Below are 15,492 nucleotides of genomic sequence, written 5' to 3'. Positions count from 1 at the left end.
AGTTGCAATGACGTTGGAGGAGCCAACTCGCCGGATTCCTCTGGGCCCCGGCCTTCGCCGGGGTGCGAGTATTTCCCGTCGCCCGGTCTGGCCTCAATGATTGTGCCGCGGGACGCCGAAGGTCTGGGCCAGCCGCTGGTACTTCACTGCGGGCTCGAGCACCGCGCCGGTCTCGGCCTGGCCGTTGATCGCGCGCTGGATTTCCTGCCAGGGCGTCTGGCTCGCCGGATATTTGAACCCGCCCGCAGCCTCCAGGGCTTCCCGCCGCTGCGCCAGCTCGGTGTCGGACACCAGCATGTTCGCAGTGCCCTTGCGCAAGTCGATCCGCACCCGGTCACCGGTCTGGAGCAAGGCGAGCCCGCCGCCCACCGCCGCCTCGGGCGAGGCGTTGAGGATCGAGGGGCTCCCGCTGGTGCCAGACTGGCGGCCGTCGCCGATGCAGGGGAGCGCGTGGATACCCTTTTGGATCAGTTGCACGGGTGGACGCATGTTGACCACCTCGGCGGCGCCCGGATAACCGATCGGTCCTGCGCCGCGCATGATCAGCAGCGTGCGTTCGTCGATCCCGAGCGCGGGATCGTCGATGCGGGCGTGGTAATCCTCGGGCCCGTCGAACACTACGACCGGGCCCTCGAACGCATCGGGATCGGCGGGATCGGAGAGATAGCGTTCGCGGAATTCGGGCGAGATCACCGAGAGTTTCATGATCGCGCTGTCGAACAGATTGCCGCGCAGCACCGAGAAGCCGGCGGCCTCCTTGAGCGGCGCATCGAAGCGGCGGATGACCTTCTCGTCCTCGATCACCGCGTCGCGGCAATTGTCGCCGATACTGCGGCCGTTGACGGTCAGTGCGTCCTCGAAGATCAGCCCTTGACGCATCAGCTCGGCGACTACCGCGGGGACGCCGCCGGCGCGGTAATAATCCTCGCCGAGATATTCGCCCGCCGGCTGGAGATTGACCAGCAGTGGCACGTCGCGGCCATGCGCCTGCCAGTCGTCGAGGCTGAGTTCGACGCCGATATGGCGGGCGATCGCGTTCAAGTGGATCGGCGCGTTGGTCGATCCGCCGATCGCCGAATTGACCCGGATCGCGTTGAGGAACGCCTCGCGCGTCAGCACGTCGCTTGGCTTGCGGTCGGCCGCGACCATCTCGATGATCTGGAGGCCGGTGCGATAGGCTGATTCCTGCCGGTCGCGATAAGGTGCGGGGATCGCCGCCGAGCCGGGCAGCGACATGCCCAGCGCCTCGGCGAGGCTGTTCATCGTCGATGCCGTGCCCATCGTGTTGCAGAAGCCGGTCGACGGCGCCGAGGTCGCGACCAGTTTGATGAAGCCCTGATAATCGATCTCGCCCGCCGCGAGCAGCTCGCGTGCTTTCCACACGATCGTGCCGGAGCCGGTGCGTTCGCCCTTGTGCCAGCCGTTGAGCATCGGGCCGACCGACAGCGAGATCGCGGGGATGTTCACCGTCGCCGCGGCCATCAGGCAGGCCGGGGTGGTCTTGTCGCAGCCGGTGGTCAACACCACGCCGTCGATCGGGTAGCCGTAGAGCGTCTCGACCAGCCCGAGATAGGCGAGGTTGCGATCGAGCCCCGCGGTGGGGCGCTTGCCGGTCTCCTGGATCGGATGGACGGGGAATTCGATGGCGATGCCGCCCGCCTCGCGAATGCCTTCGCGGATGCGTTCGGCAAGGACGATATGGTGGCGGTTGCAGGGAGAGAGGTCGCTGCCGGTCTGTGCGATGCCGATGATCGGCCTGCCCGACTGGAGCTCGTCGAGGCTGATCCCGAAGTTCATGTAACGCTCGAGATAGAGCGCGGTCATGTCGGCGTTCGAGGGATCGTCGAACCATGCGCGGGAACGAAGCTTGCGCGAATCTATGCTGGAATCTTGAGTCATGTTGGTGATGTGAGCCCCTGGGACTAATGCCCTGATTAGTCAGACTAATGCCAAGAAATCGCCGCGCGGACAAGGAAAATGCGCGATTTACGGCCGATTGTTTCGCAGGTGCGGATCGGTCCGGCTATCGCCATTGAACCGTCAACGGTGCGGGCATCCAGGGGTGCAGGATCGTCGAGAAGCCCCAGGGAAGCTGGTCGAGCAGGATGTCGAGCACGCGCGTCTCGACGTCGAGGCTCCAGCCGTGCTCGCTTTTGGCCAATCGCCCGTCGCGACGGAAGAAGGTCTCCCGCAGCGCCGTGATTCCGCTTTCGGCAAGCGGGGGCCAATTGGCGAGGATCGTCGCTAGCAACTTGCCGCCCATCTGCAGTTCCCGATCGTCCAGCTTCATTTCGGCGGGTACCGGTTCGGCGACCGTCATGCCGCACAATAATTTGTTGAGCGCGAGTTGCGGCTCCGGTGCGTCGGTGCGTGTATCGGCGAGCCATTGCAGCAGATGGACGGCGCGCGCGCGGCATTCGCCGTCGCTCCAGCGCAACCCGCCGCCCTCGACCGGCACGACATAGTCGAGCGACTGGAAGAGCCGGGGAGGAAGGCCGAGACGAGCACCAGCCCTGCATTGGCGATATGGATCGCCGACGCCGACGCGTCCGGATTTTCCGGGCGCACGTCGGCGGCGCGATTCCGGCGGTCGCGTTCGCGCAGATCGAGGGCGATCTTGAGCGGCGCATCGCGCATGCCTTCGAGACTTGCCGAAAGCAGCGTTTCGATCCGCGCCCGCGTCGAGGCTGGTGGAGGCGGGACTCCTTCCGCGCCGTCGAGAAACAGGCTGGTCAGGCGCGGGATGGGATGCGCGCCGGCGCTTGCGGCGAGGATGCCCTCCCATTGCGCGACGCGGGCAAGCGGCGCTCCTCCCGCCCGCCGCGCAGCCGCCAGCCGCTCGGCGGCGTGCAGCAGCCCGGCGCCTGCCGTCGGTGCGAGCAACAGGAGCAATTCGACCAATTCGGCCTCGCCGAGTTCGCGCGCCAATCGCCCGCGCCGGCGCGGGTCCTCCAGCGCGCGTCGGAGTGTGCTCAGCGAGGCATTGGGCCGAAGCATCAGCACGGTTCGCGCCTTGCCGGCAATGTCCTGAGGAAGCTGTTCCTCGACCGGTTTCGTCACTTTTGCCTCATCGATCCGCCCTTCGGCCGGGAGGCGGTCGAGCAGGCGGCGCAGCGCCGCTTGCTCGGCGAGGCTCGCCAGCGCGAACAATTGCCGTAGCCACTCCGCAGCAAAGCCGCGTCCTCCATCGCTCCTCCAGTCGCACATAGTGGCGGTCCGTGCGAGCGCCCTGGCCAATTTGGCCGGCGCGATCGCGAGCCGACCCGTCCGGCCGGTCAACAGCCGGGCGAGCGCTTCGGTGCGGGCGCGCTCCGCTGGCGCCATCGATGCGAACAGCAAAGGCAGGGTTTGCGCATCCGCGAGCAGCGGCATCAGACGTGAGGGCGCGTCTCTGGTTTCCGCGATCGACCGCAAGGCCGTGAAGGGGCGGACGCGGATCAGTGCGGCCAGGCGCAGGTCGCCATTTTCGCGCGCGGGAGGGGCTCGGTTTCGATTCGGATCTCCGCCGATCTGCACCGGTCCGCGCGCATCGTTTGCAAAGGATGTTAGATTTCCGTGGTCGAGGAGTGTCGCCACGGCGAAAGGCAGTGTTTCGGGGGTATCGCGTGCAATTCGGCTTTGGCACCGGATAAAAGGAGCGCGAGCCGCAGCAGTGCGGACCGGGGCAGCGGCCGGAGCCGTAGCAGCGACGCGCTCGCCTCGTGCCGGTTTTCGTCGGCCAACCGCGCGCGCAGCATGCCCGGCGCCAGGCCCGAGAGGTGCGGCAATAACCGGGCGAGCATCGCCGCAGCTTCACCGGGTGCGAGCCCATTCTTGCCGGACCAGAAGAATGCGAATTGCTCGAGCGCGGCAAGTCGCTGCGTCGAGCGGGTGGATGTCGCCCAGAGCGGGGCCAGCATCTCCCGTTCGGCAATTCCCATGCCGGACGCTTCCGCCGCCAACCGGGCGCGCAGCGTTGTCGCGGGCATGCGTCGGGTCCGGGCGAGCGCTTCCAGCGCTTCGGCCAGCAGCATCTCGGGCAAGTCGCTGTCGGCAGTCCCCGCCGCAACATCGAACAGCGCGCGCCATTCCGCCGGCGAGCAATGCGCGGCACGTGCCAGAGCTGCGAGCGTCGCGTGCAGATGCGGCGCCAGCAATTGGCCGATCACCTCGGGCGCGTCGGGTCTGTCGAGCAGCAGGCACAATCGCTGCGGGTCTGCCGCTGCGAAGTTGCGCAGCATTTGCCGCGCCGCCAGCGGATCGGTCGCCATCGCGACGGCCAGCATTTCGCGGATGTGGGCGAGGTCGGAGGGAGACGGGTGCTCCGCTGCCTCCGCAAATGCCGCGAGCAGGCGGGCCAACGCCCCCGGTCGCTCGCCGCGTTGCGCCGGCATGTTCTTCGCAGCGGGAAGGCTGATCTGGTCGGCTGCCGAGTTGCGCATCCGGGCGATCAATGCCGTTGCCAGCCGGGCCGCGGTTTCGGACCGCTCGGCCGAGCGCGCCGCGAGCGCGAGCAAAGCGGCGCGTTCCGCACGGCCTTCGGCCAGTGCCTCGATAGCCGCGGGCAGGCCCGCCACTTCGATGCTCCAGATCGCGCCGAGCGCATGGCCGAGCGGCAGCACGCCCTCGATCGCCGAAGCGAGCCTGGCCGGGTCCTCGCCGGCCAGTCGTCGCAGCAGCCAGCGCAGTTGCCGCGGATCCGCAAGCTCCACCAACCGCCCCGCCTCGCGTCGCTCGCGCGCGGAGAGCGTGTGTCTGCCGAGCAACGCCGCCAGCTCCGAAATGCCGAACGTACCTGCGAGCAGGCCCGGCTCGTCGGCGATCAATTCGCCCAGCACTGCCACCAGCGATCCCGGCGCCCGCCTTCGCGCCAGCATTCGCGGCAGTCCCCGGCGCAACTGGGCGATCAATGCCGCGAGGGTCGTGCCGCCGCTTCGCGCCAATTGCCGGAGCAGGCGCAGCAGGAATGCCTTGCGGTTCGCCTGCAGCCCCGATTCCTGCAGCGCATCGCGCAGCACGATCGTCCAGAGCATCTCGGCGAGTTGCGCGGGGCTAGCCGGGATCAGGCGCTCCGCTGCATGGCGCTCGCGAACCTCACCCAGATAGGCGAGGACATAGGCTGCGTGCACCGGCTCCAGCCGGTGCAGCAAGGCCGCGAGTAGCCCCTCGGGCATCTGCTGGACCAGCCGCCGGAGCAGTGCGTCGCTCGTTCCCCGCCGTCGCAGCATCGCGACCAGCGCCAGCGGATCCTCGGCGATCAATTGCCCGAGCAGATCCGCCGGCGAGGTGTCGAACGCGATGGCGTTTCCGATCGGCCAAGTGCCGTGGAGGAGATAATGTTCGAAGGCCGCGACCAGCGTCCGGCTTTCGCGCTCGCGCGCTGCAGTACCGGCCGTCTCTTGGCGTAGCGCGACCGCCAGCGCCGCACGCAGGCGTTCGCGCAGCCTTGCTTCGGCGCGATGGAGATCGTCGGGCGCGAAGCTGCCCAGCGCGATCTGCACCGCGGCGATGCGGACGCGCTCACCGGGCGTGTCGAATTCGTCGAGGACCTGTTCGATTACCCGCACAAAGCGCTGCCGGTTGATCTCGCCGATGCGATTCAGCAGCGCGGGCTGCGCCAGATCACGTTCGACGTGGATGGTCAGCAATTGCTCTTCGACCAGATGATCGAGCCGCACGCGCCGCATCGGCCTAGCCGGCCATCCGTCCGCTGCTCGTGAGCTCGCGTGCGATCGCCTCGGCTATGCGCGTCTCGGGAACATAGCCGGAGTCGTCGATCAAAGCGTGCACGCTCAGCCGGCGCAGGACGTTGATCATCTCGCCGCCGCTCAATTCGTAGCGCCGCGCGAGACCCTCCAGCGACACGCCCGCGGCGAGCTTCGCGCGCGGATCGGTGAAGGCCATCTGCCAGAGCCGCAGCCGGGCCGCGGTATCGGGCATCGGGAAATAGACCATGGCCTGAAAGCGCCGCGCGAACGCCGCATCGATATTGGCCTTGAGGTTGCTCGCGAGGATCACGACGCCGGGGCAATCCTCGATGCGCTGGAGCAGATAGGCGATCTGCTGGTTGGCGTGGCGATCGTTCGCGCTCTGCGTGTCGCCGCGCCTGCCGAACAGCGCGTCGGCCTCGTCGAAGAAGAGCAGCATGTCGCCGTCCGCCGCCTGATCGAACAAAGCGCCGAGATTCTTCTCGGTCTCGCCCACCCATTTGCTGACGACGCGCGAGAGATCGACGCGGTAGACCGGCAGCCCCAGCTCCTTGCCCAATACCGCCGCGGTCATCGTCTTTCCCGTGCCGGGAGGGCCGTGGAACAGCGCGCGATAGCCGGGCTTGAGGTGCTTCCGCAGTCCCCAATCCTCCATCAGCAATTTCTCGTTGCGGACCCAGGCGAGCAGGTCGTCGAGCTCCTCGCGCACGGCCTGCCCGACGACGACATCCTTCAGCGCATAAGGCGTCTCGAGCAATTGCGCCGGGAAAAGCGGGCCGAAGCGTGGCGCGGCGGCGGTGCCCGTGGTCAGCCGGGCGATCCAGCGTTGACTGACGGTCAGCGGCGCCCAGGGACCGGCCTCGCCGATCTCTTCCGACGTCTCGAGGATCCGTCGCGCCTGGAGCGGCGCCTCGGGCGCGAACAGCTGCATCGCGGCGAACCGCTGATCCATATTCTCGCCAGCCAGAAGGAACAAAGCGGTCTCGCGGGTCGGGCGAAATCCGTGCTGCGTGCCGCCTTCCGCTCCGCCGAATTCGGTAAAGCGGCGTTTGCTCGCATCGTTCTGGATCAGGAAGTGGTCGAGCGCCTGCGGGCGGAGGTGCGGCAGCAGCGCGAGCATCAGAACGAGCCGTTCCGCAGGTGCGAGACCGGCTTCGCGCACGCCGTCGGCATAGGGCACAGGCAGATCGTCCAGTTCGGGGACCGGAACGCTGGCGAGCAGATCGCCGTCAGCCTCGCGCGCATGGAGGTCGAGGCGCAGGTCCACCGTTTCGCGGAACCAGGCGATCTCGGCCTCGATCACCGCGCCGTTGGTCGTCATTCGCGCGCACGCTCGCGCTGCGACCAGCGCTCCAGCAGGTCGCGGAGCTCGGCGGCGAGCTGATCGGCGGCATGCCGCTCATCGAGCGCAAGCGCGGCATGCCAAAGGCGACTGAGATCATGCAGCCGCCGCCATCGTGGCGGATCGAGGAAGTGGACGTGCAGCGCGATATGCGCGGGCAGCGCATCGCGGATCGCGGCTTCGATCTCTGCGCGATAGCGGGGATCGTGGCGCTCTTCGTCGCGCATCGCGATCCCCGCGCTGACCGCCATGGCGTACGTGAAGCGGCCTTGTTCGAGCTCGCGGCGGGCGCGGGTGCGCGGGCGCAGCATCATATGCTCGATCAGGCAGACGCGGCCGTGCCGGCCAGGACCGCCTCCGAGAAGGAGATTGGCCTGGAAAGCGGCGCCGGCTTCCCGGCGTATCCTGCTGCGCGCATCGGGATCGAAGCCCCGGCCACGGCGCCTCGCCAGCGTCGCGCGATGATCGAGCAAAGTCTGCTTGATCGTGACGCGATGGAGCGTGGCTGCCTGACGGGAGCCTGTGAGGCGCGGCGGTATCGGAATGCGGTCGGCCGGCACGCCGTAGAGGGCGAGCAGCAAGTCCAGCAGGTCCTCCCGGTGCTGCGCAGGAAGGTCCGCGGGGATCGTGCCGCCGAGCAGCGCCGCGACCTCGTCCAGCCGGATGCACATGCCGCGCATCACTGCCTCGAAGAGGGCGAGAAAGCCCTGAAGCTGCGCCGCCGCGGCGCTCTCCGGCTTGCCGGTGCCGGCAAGGCCATAGACGCGCGGGAGTTGCGGCCCCAGCGGCGCAAAGCGGGCGAGCGCGCGGGCGCGTCCCTCGGGCAAGATGAAGGTTTCCCGGTAGGCGGCCTTCAGTGGGTGATCCGCGCGATGGGCGTCCCAGCGCCGCAGCAATCGCCGCAGCACGTCGCCGCGATCGACCGCACATGCGCGCCCGTCGAGGCTGAGCGCCAGCGGCAGCGCGTCGCTTTCGATCCCGGCATCGAGACTGCAATAGCAGTCGGTGTCGATCTGGACCGTGCCGTCGCACCACCCGTGATCCTCCACCCATAATCGCGCATCGGAAACCCGCAGCACGCCCGGCACGTCGCGCAGGATCTCGGCCAGCGCTTCGCGATCGATGCTCGCCGGCTTGTCGGTCAGCTCACCCGCCGCGAACAAGCCGTTCGTCAGCAGCGGGCCATCGGGAATCGGGGGACCGGCGGGATCCAGTCCCGATCGTCGCGGCTCGGGCGCCAGGGTCAATGCGAGCCGGAACAATGCTTCGGCCATCACCGCCTCGGGCCGCACGCCGCGATCGATCGCCACGTCAGCGCTCACGGTCGTCCGCAGTGGCCGAAGCACGCGGATCGAACCGATATCCTCGCAGAGCGGCCGGTTGCGCCGGAAGACGCGCCGCGCCCGGGCGACCAGATCGCGATAGTGGGGGTGCGGCTCCGGATGCACGCCCGGCAACGGCAGCCTGGCGTGGAGGCGGATGTCGTAGAGCCCGTCCACATCGGCGCCGCCGCGCCGCGGTGTCAGCCAGACATTGGCCAGTCCGTCGACGCGATCGAGCAGCAGGCGCCGGAAATCGGCGATCGTCACGGGTGGTGAGGGCAGCGCGCGCCAGGGGGATAGATGCCGTCCTGCGTCGCCAGCTTCGCGCCGGCGAGCAGGTCCGCGACCGGAAGCGTCGCGCGATAGCCGAGATCGGTCAGCGCATAGCTGAGCAGCTCGACCAAAGTCACGCCCGGATCGTGTGCGTTATAGTCGGTCCAGTGCGCGCATAATTGCTGGAGCAGCCCGATCGCCTCGCTCTTGAGTGCGTCGAAATCCTGTGCGGGCGGCACCACCGGATCGCGGGCGATGACCGCGGGTATTACCATGATGCCGAGGCTGTCGCGGCGACGCCGACCACTTCGATCGCGCCGGGCACCGCCATGTGCCAGCCGGGCGGGGCGTCGCCCAATCCCACCGTCAGGCGATCGAGCGCGCGTACCTGCGGCAGGTGCAGCAGGAATTCTGCGATCCCGGCGCGGACGCGATCGATGCCGGTATCGTCGGCGAGATCGAGGCCCGGTTCGGCACCCGGCGAAAGAAAGCCGGCCAGGGCCGCCTCGACCGGGCCGGGATCGGCATCGGTCAGGATCAGGCGAGCCGAGACATGGATGGGAACCGCGATCGGATCGACCACCGAGATCCGGGCGAACGGGCTGGAGATTTGCGCGAGCCGATCGGCGATGGCCGCCCGCAATTGCCGCGGTAATTTGGGCGCCCCGCCCGCAGCGGTGACGACCACCGTGACATTGGCAGCCGTCGCCTGCCGGGCGGGATCGCCTTCGGGGAATGCCCGCACCTGCGCCACGTCGGGGAATTCGGAAAGTACCAGATGCTCGATGTCCCAAGCGCCAAGCGCGCGATTGCGATGACGGACGCGCTCGGCCGTACGGGCGCGTAGCATCGCGGGCGGCTCGGGCGGCTGGCCGCCGGCGGTGTCGAGCGGCTGCATTACGCGCATCGTGCCCGGCAATTTGGTCACGGTGCCCGTCGGCACGGGCGGCATCGCCGTCTCTGTGCCATGGATCACCCGGGTCGCCGAGACCGCGTCGGGAAGGATCGCGACGATCGTCGGCGGCACCGTGGCGGCGTCGGCGAACGTCAGCCGAAGCCCGAACGGCTGCGCCGCATCCGTGGGCACCGCGACCCGGAGAATGCCGGTGGTGGTGAACCCGTTGGTCTCGTCGGCCAGCAGCGCGCGGGAAGGGAGCGGTGTCCAATCGTCCGCGATCCGATAGCGGTAGCCGGGGCTGAAGTCGCCCGCGTCGCTCGCCGCCAGTTGGACGAGCAGCACCAGAACGTCGTCCGGCTGCGCACCTTCGAAGTACAAATCGAGCGTCAGTGCGTCAGGCCCGGCGGGGAAGAGCGGCGCGCCGACGATCGGGAGTTCGGCGGGGCTGTCGAGCGTCGCCGCATGGTGCAGCGTGAGCGCGTCGGCCCCCAGAGTACGCGCATAATCGAGTGCGATGCCGGACAGCAGCGGCTGGAAGGGCGGGTTGGGCAGCAGCACGACCACCGGCTCCGGCGCCGCGAGCTCGGCTTCGATGCCCTCGATCCTCTTGAAGAGCTTGCCGGGCAGCGCGACGATCGCGGCGAACAGGCGCCGGAGGAAGCCGGGCCGGGCGGGGAGGGCGCGTCGCCCCGGGCGATCGCCTCGGTGGCATATTGAACGTTCGCTGCGTGGAGCGAGTGGCCGAAACCGTATGTCGGCGCAGCAAGCGTCACGCAGATATGGTCGGGAAGCGGCTCGCCGCTGTCGCTGGCACTGGCGGCGAGCCACGAACCGGGCGCGAGCGGGCCGCGTTCGGGCATCAGCGGCGGCGCCGGCTCGAACTCGGCGGCGAAGACGTTGGGAGGAGGCGCGGCGGACACCGGCGGCGCGATGTCGAGGCTTGCGGGCGCGAACAGCGGGAGGCGTTGGGCGACGTCCCAGCCGTGCACCGGCGCCGAGAGCGTCACTGCGAATGCCGCGTTGTCGAACGGCGAGAAGTCGAACAACTGCCCCTGCCCATCGACGACATAGCCGCGATAATAATCGGCGAACCCGCCATCGCCCGGCGGCAGCCCGGCCCAGTCGAAGCGCAGCACCAGCCGATCGAGCGGGGGCCGGCCAGCACGGGATGGTCGACGCGCAGCCAGCCCCGGGCCAGGGCGGCGCACCGAACGGGGCCGCAGCCGACGCGCTGGCGAGGCCCGCGGGCGTCCGTATCTGGAGGTCGGGCAGGTCCTTGACCGCGATGCTCAGCCGGGCGTCGGTGAGGCGCGCTTCCGGCAGCGCTCCGGCAACGAGGGTGAGGCGCAATGCGGGTTGGAGAACTGCGTCGGTGATTTCCGAGCAGGGGGCGAGCGGCGGAAAGTCGGGCGGCAGCGTGAAGCTCACGGTCAGCGTGCCCGAATCGAACGAACAATCGGGCGAAAGCACGGGTAGCCATCCCTTTGCCGTCGACACGCAGAGCCTGAGTTCCGCGCCCGTCATGTCGACGCCGCCGCCGAGATCGAGTTCGAGCCCCACGCGTCGCGTGCCGCCGGCCAGGCCGAGCAGCGAGGTGGAGAAGATTGCGCTCGCCTCGAATGGTTCGCCCGGTGGCGGTGCCGCGATCCCCGTCGCCGCATCGCCGAGGCGCCCGTCCGGCCCCGGTGTCATGCGATGCAGAGTGATGTCGCCATTCTCCGGCCACCACAGCCGCGCCTCGCGCAGCACTGCGCCGGTGACGGCCAGCGGCGCATCGGTCGCGAAGGCGATCCCGCGCCCGTTCGCATCCTTGCCGGCGGGGAGCAGGGTCCCCTTGGCCAAGGTCGGCCGCGTCCCCGGCTTCGGCTCCACTGCCACCAGCATATGATCGGGCTGGCTCTGCGCGGGCGCGGCGTGGAGCAATTCCTGCTGGTAGAAATCGATCAGGTGCTGCGGCACTGCGTTCAGGAGGTTGCGGGCGTGGAGGGACATTTGCGCGAAGGCTATCACCAGCGCTGGGTGCGCGCTGTGATCGCCCGCGTGCAACGTCGTTTTGAACGCCATATTCGCGCGCTTTTCGCACTCGCGCATCTCGTCGAGGAAGCGTTCCACGGCATCGGCGAGCGCTTCGAGCATGCGGCCGGCCCAGGCGCGTTCGACGGCTTCGGCGACGCCGTGTATCTCGCCCTCGATCACGGCGCGGCGCCATGGTCGGGGCGTGTCCCAATGATGGTGGTGGAAGTGCTCGCCCAGCGCGGCCTCGCCCGCGACGACTTCGTCGAACAGGCGCTGGAGCTGCGGCCCGAGCACGCTCTCCACGGCGTCTTCGGCGAGCTGTCGGATCGATCGCCCCTGCGTCGCCTCGCCGAGGTCGGCGGGACCGAGCCAATCGTCGAGATCGTCGGCGAAGCGCAGCAGTGCCTCGACCAACTCGGTCAGGCGTCGCTCGTGCTCGCGCGGGCTGCCGATGCCGCGCGCCTGTTCGAGAAGCGCGGTCAGCGGCTCGGCGCGCGCGTCGATATCGGCGGTGGCGAGCAAGGCCAGCACGAAGCTCCGATCGGCGAGCAGGATCCTGCGCCAGTCGCCCTCCACCGCGCCGGCATCGTTGTGGAAGGGGATATCCGCGGCGAGCCTGGCGATGTCGGCGAGCAGTTCGGGCAGCCCGCGCGGATCGAGCCGTGCACGTTCGGGCGCGAAGGCGGGCGGTTCGCGGCCGGCCTGTGTCGTCCAGCGCGTGATCAGCGGGGAAGGACCGGTCATGGCCCCTCCACCAAAGTGCCTTCGTTCTTGTAGAAGGGGAAGACGAGGTTGTTGCGCGTGTTGGTCGCGCGGACACGATAATCGATCCCGATCAGCACCAGAGCCGGATCGGCGGCGTCGACGGCGGCGGTGATGTCGAGCAGGTCGATCCGCGGCTCCCAGCGGAGGATCGCGGTGCTGACCATCTCGCGCAATTCGCTGAGCAGGCTCGCGGTCAGATCGGCGAAGACGAAACGGTGCAGGTCGCAGCCATAGGTCGGGACCATCACCCGCTCGCCCTGCGGTGTGGAGAGCAATATGAACAGGCTCTGGCGGATATCGGAATCGCCTTCCTCCATCTCGGTGCCCAAAGTCGCCGTCGACACGCGCGGCGGAAAGCTCCAGCCGCGGCCGAGGAAGGAGACGGGGCGGACGGGCATCGCCTAGCCGCCGATCAGCACGGTCGGCAGGCCGAGCACGATGCTGCCGCCATGCGCGCAGGTGTCGCCGATCCGGGCGGCGGGCATGCCGGCGATCAGCACGGTGGCCGAGCCTTTCACGATGCTGTCGGGCGGGCCGACGCACACCGCCATGTCGCCGACGCGAGCGGCGGGCAGGTTGCCGATCAGCACCGTCGGGGCGCCCGGCCCCGAGATTGGCCCGCCCACATGCGGGATCGGCGGCACGCCCGGCGTCACCATCGGGCAGGCGTGCATGTCGGTGAGGCGCGCGGCGGGGGCATCAGTTGATCTTCACCAGCGCGCCGTTGACCTCGAGGATCGCCGCCGCCTTGAGCGAGCCCATGCCGTTGCTCGCCAGCGCGAGCTGACCCGACGCGGTGGCGTTGATCTGCACCGCACTCATGTCGCAATTGGCTGCGGCCTTGATCGTGAGGTTTGCGCCGCAATCGATCGTCATGTTGGTCGCCGACTTGATCGTCATATTGGCAGCGCTGATCAGCTCGACCGTGTCGCTCTTCATCACCAGTTTGTTGGCGTTGGGATCGGTGACAGTGACCGTTCCCGCCTCGTCGTCGAGCTCGACATAGCGGCCGCCGGGCGTGCTGATCTTGAGGATCACGTCCTTGTCGTTGAAGTTCACTTCCATCTTCGATCGGGTGACCAGCGCCTTGATGTCGTTGGTCTTTTCGGGCGTGTGGGTCGGCGCGCGCTGGCTCGAATAGACGCTGGCGAGGATCACGGCGCTCGCCGGATCCTCGTTCATGAATCCGAGCACGACTTCGTCGCCGATTTCGGGAAAGAACGACCAGCCGAACCCTTCCGAGGCATAGGGTTGGGCGAGCCGTGCCCAGATCGCATTGTCGGGATCGGTGAGCGGCAACGTGACCTGCACGCGGAAATCGCCGTTCGGGTCCTCCGCGACGGCCTTGACCTGGCCGACATGCAGCCCGCGCAGCGGTGGCGCGAGACCGGCGGCGGGCGGGTCGACGATCTTCGCGTCGCGGCTGGCGAAGCGTTCGGCGGGCATGCCGAGATCGGCTATGGTATGCCAATCGCCGCCGCGGATCAGGTGGCGGACTCCGCTGACGAATGCATTGCCGTTGAAACGCTCGCCGAGGCCCGCCAGCGTGACGTGCGCGCCCGGCCTGGCCAACGCGCTGCCCTGGAACTTCACGGTGCCGGTGAATTGCGAGAGCTTCGCGCGCATCAATGCCGCGGCCGACCATTTGCCGAGTTCGTCCTCGCCGCGCGCGGCAGCGGTCTGCTGGACAAAGGCGGAAACGCCCAGCACGTCGGCGAGCGCCGCGGCCTTCAAATTGCCGGGAACGGTCACATCGGTGCTACCCGCGGGCGTGGCCTCGGTCACGGCCTGGTCCGAATAGCTCCATGCGCGGCTGTTCACGGCGCTGTCGCCGAGCTGCGACACCGCATCGATCTGCGCGTCGAAGCTCAGGATCGACTCGCCATATTCGAGCGTGAGCACCGGGCTGGTCGAAGCGGTGGGTGCGATCACCGCGACTTCGCTATCGTCGATCACCACCACGCAGCCGCTCGCCTCGGCACGGAGCAGCATCAGATCCCAGTCCGATGCATGCGCCTGCACCATCGCCTCGACAGGTGTGGTAGCGGCGGCGTTACCGCGCATGCTGCCGCCATTGGCCGAGACCAGCGCCGAGATCAGCGCCGCGTCGGTGGCCTTCTCCGTGATGGCGCTGTGCCGGGCGAGCGTCATCTTGAGCAAGGGATCGCTGGTATCGACCACCAATTGGGCCGAAGCGCCGGGGACGATGCGCAGCCCGTGGCGCACCACCACGCCCTTGTGGATCACTGCGAGATCGGAGCCGTAGCCGGCCGAGAGCACGATCTTCGCGCCCGGGACGAAGGTCTCGGCGTCGCTGAACGGGAAGGTCTCGCTGTCGGGCTGGCCGTCATAGATCACGATCCGCGCGCGGGGCACGCGATTGGCCTCCCACCAGATCTCGACCGAAGCGATCTGATCGGTGTCGACCCTGGTGTCGTCGGCGGTGAGCGCCAGCTTGACCGGCAGGCCGGTCTTCGATGCAGGCGAGACGGCGTTCATCGCCCGGCCTGCGCGATCGGCGGGAAGAGCAACGCCTGGCCCGGCTCGAGCGTGCGGAAATCGTCGAGCCGGTTATGATCGGCGATCGCGAGATAATAGCGGCTGTCGCCATAGATGCGGTGGCAGAGCAAAGGCAGCGTGTCGCCCGCGAGCACCGTCACGACATGCGTCATGTCGGGCGAGCTGAGCTTCTGTGCTGCGCGGCCGTCGGTATTGTCGTGATAGCCGAGGAAGGTGGCTTTCACCTTGGCGCGGAGCGCGGTGCCGTCGGGCGCGAACAAGGTATAGTCGATCCCCATCGACTTGAGCCGCCCCTTGAACAACAGGCTGCCCCAGGCGAGCTGGACATAATTGGGCGAGTGGATCTCGCCGTTGATCTCGTAGATCAGGCGTTTGAGATCGGCGAGTTGGTCGTCGACCGATTTGGTCGGCGCGTCGGGCACGGTGCCGGTGCCGTCGAAGACGAGCGCGAGCTCGAGCGCTTCGCCCTTGTCGCGATTGAACACCACTTTCTTGCCGGTGCCGCCCGCGCCCTGCTGCTTGGTGTAGCAGACCCCCATCGCCTGCGAATATTGGTTGGGGTTGATCATCGCCTTGATCGGATTGGGGCGAGTCTTCGCCTGGCTGTTGAAGCCGGGGTCGGCGAAGCCGGTGATGGTCAGCTTGTCGAGCCCGCCCTTGCCGGCCATT

Annotated in this window: 12 protein-coding genes; 1 reads left to right on the top strand and 11 read right to left on the bottom strand. The window is 68.3% G+C overall.

What is annotated here, in order from left to right; genetic code table 11:
* Window positions 1-93 precede the first annotated feature (93 nt).
* Window positions 94-1,899, bottom strand: coding sequence for an IlvD/Edd family dehydratase (locus tag PIB19_RS09685; protein ID WP_271240640.1), 1,806 nt, complete (start codon window positions 1,897-1,899; stop codon window positions 94-96).
* 124 nt (window positions 1,900-2,023) lie between these two features.
* The gene (locus PIB19_RS09680) at window positions 2,024-2,785 is read right to left on the bottom strand and encodes a contractile injection system tape measure protein (RefSeq protein WP_271240639.1); all 762 of its coding nucleotides are present in this window, start codon (window positions 2,783-2,785) and stop codon (window positions 2,024-2,026) included.
* On the opposite strand from PIB19_RS09680, the gene PIB19_RS09675 reads away from it, so the two are divergent.
* On the top strand, window positions 2,785-3,159 hold the full coding sequence (locus tag PIB19_RS09675) for a hypothetical protein (RefSeq protein WP_271240638.1): 375 nt from the start codon (window positions 2,785-2,787) through the stop codon (window positions 3,157-3,159). The two genes, PIB19_RS09680 and PIB19_RS09675, sit on opposite strands and share 1 nt — an antisense overlap.
* Window positions 3,160-3,545: 386 nt before the next feature.
* On the opposite strand, the gene PIB19_RS09670 is transcribed toward PIB19_RS09675, so the two are convergent.
* Genes PIB19_RS09670 through PIB19_RS09630 form a run of 9 tightly spaced genes read right to left on the bottom strand, consistent with a single transcriptional unit; the run spans window position 3,546 to window position 15,491 of the window.
* Complete coding sequence (locus tag PIB19_RS09670; protein WP_271240637.1) at window positions 3,546-5,657, bottom strand: contractile injection system tape measure protein; 2,112 nt, start codon at window positions 5,655-5,657, stop codon at window positions 3,546-3,548.
* 13 nt (window positions 5,658-5,670) lie between these two features.
* The gene (locus PIB19_RS09665; RefSeq protein WP_271240636.1) at window positions 5,671-7,008 is read right to left on the bottom strand and encodes an ATP-binding protein; all 1,338 of its coding nucleotides are present in this window, start codon (window positions 7,006-7,008) and stop codon (window positions 5,671-5,673) included.
* Window positions 7,005-8,618, bottom strand: coding sequence for a hypothetical protein (locus PIB19_RS09660; RefSeq protein ID WP_271240635.1), 1,614 nt, complete (start codon window positions 8,616-8,618; stop codon window positions 7,005-7,007). The genes PIB19_RS09665 and PIB19_RS09660 overlap by 4 nt, the downstream gene beginning before the upstream one ends.
* Entirely contained in the window at window positions 8,615-8,899 is a 285-nt protein-coding gene (locus tag PIB19_RS09655) for a hypothetical protein (protein WP_271240634.1), read from the bottom strand. Before PIB19_RS09655 ends, PIB19_RS09660 begins: the two co-directional genes overlap by 4 nt.
* Complete coding sequence (locus tag PIB19_RS09650; protein ID WP_271240633.1) at window positions 8,893-12,282, bottom strand: hypothetical protein; 3,390 nt, start codon at window positions 12,280-12,282, stop codon at window positions 8,893-8,895. Before PIB19_RS09650 ends, PIB19_RS09655 begins: the two co-directional genes overlap by 7 nt.
* A complete protein-coding gene (locus tag PIB19_RS09645; RefSeq protein WP_271240632.1) occupies window positions 12,279-12,701 on the bottom strand; it encodes a GPW/gp25 family protein in 423 nt (140 codons plus the stop codon). Before PIB19_RS09645 ends, PIB19_RS09650 begins: the two co-directional genes overlap by 4 nt.
* A gap of 3 nt (window positions 12,702-12,704) precedes the next feature.
* A complete protein-coding gene (locus PIB19_RS09640) occupies window positions 12,705-12,977 on the bottom strand; it encodes a PAAR domain-containing protein (protein ID WP_271240631.1) in 273 nt (90 codons plus the stop codon).
* Between the two features lie 25 nt (window positions 12,978-13,002).
* Entirely contained in the window at window positions 13,003-14,802 is a 1,800-nt protein-coding gene (locus PIB19_RS09635) for a phage baseplate assembly protein V (protein ID WP_271240630.1), read from the bottom strand.
* Window positions 14,799-15,491: a CIS tube protein gene (locus tag PIB19_RS09630; protein WP_271240629.1), complete on the bottom strand. Its 693-nt coding sequence runs from the start codon at window positions 15,489-15,491 to the stop codon at window positions 14,799-14,801. The genes PIB19_RS09635 and PIB19_RS09630 overlap by 4 nt, the downstream gene beginning before the upstream one ends.
* Window position 15,492: the final 1 nt, after the last annotated feature.

Origin of the sequence: Sphingomonas sp. 7/4-4, assembly GCF_027941955.1 — a bacterium.
In the GTDB taxonomy this organism is placed as follows: Bacteria; Pseudomonadota; Alphaproteobacteria; order Sphingomonadales; family Sphingomonadaceae; genus Sphingomonas.
This window is presented reverse-complemented; position numbering and strand designations above follow the sequence as displayed.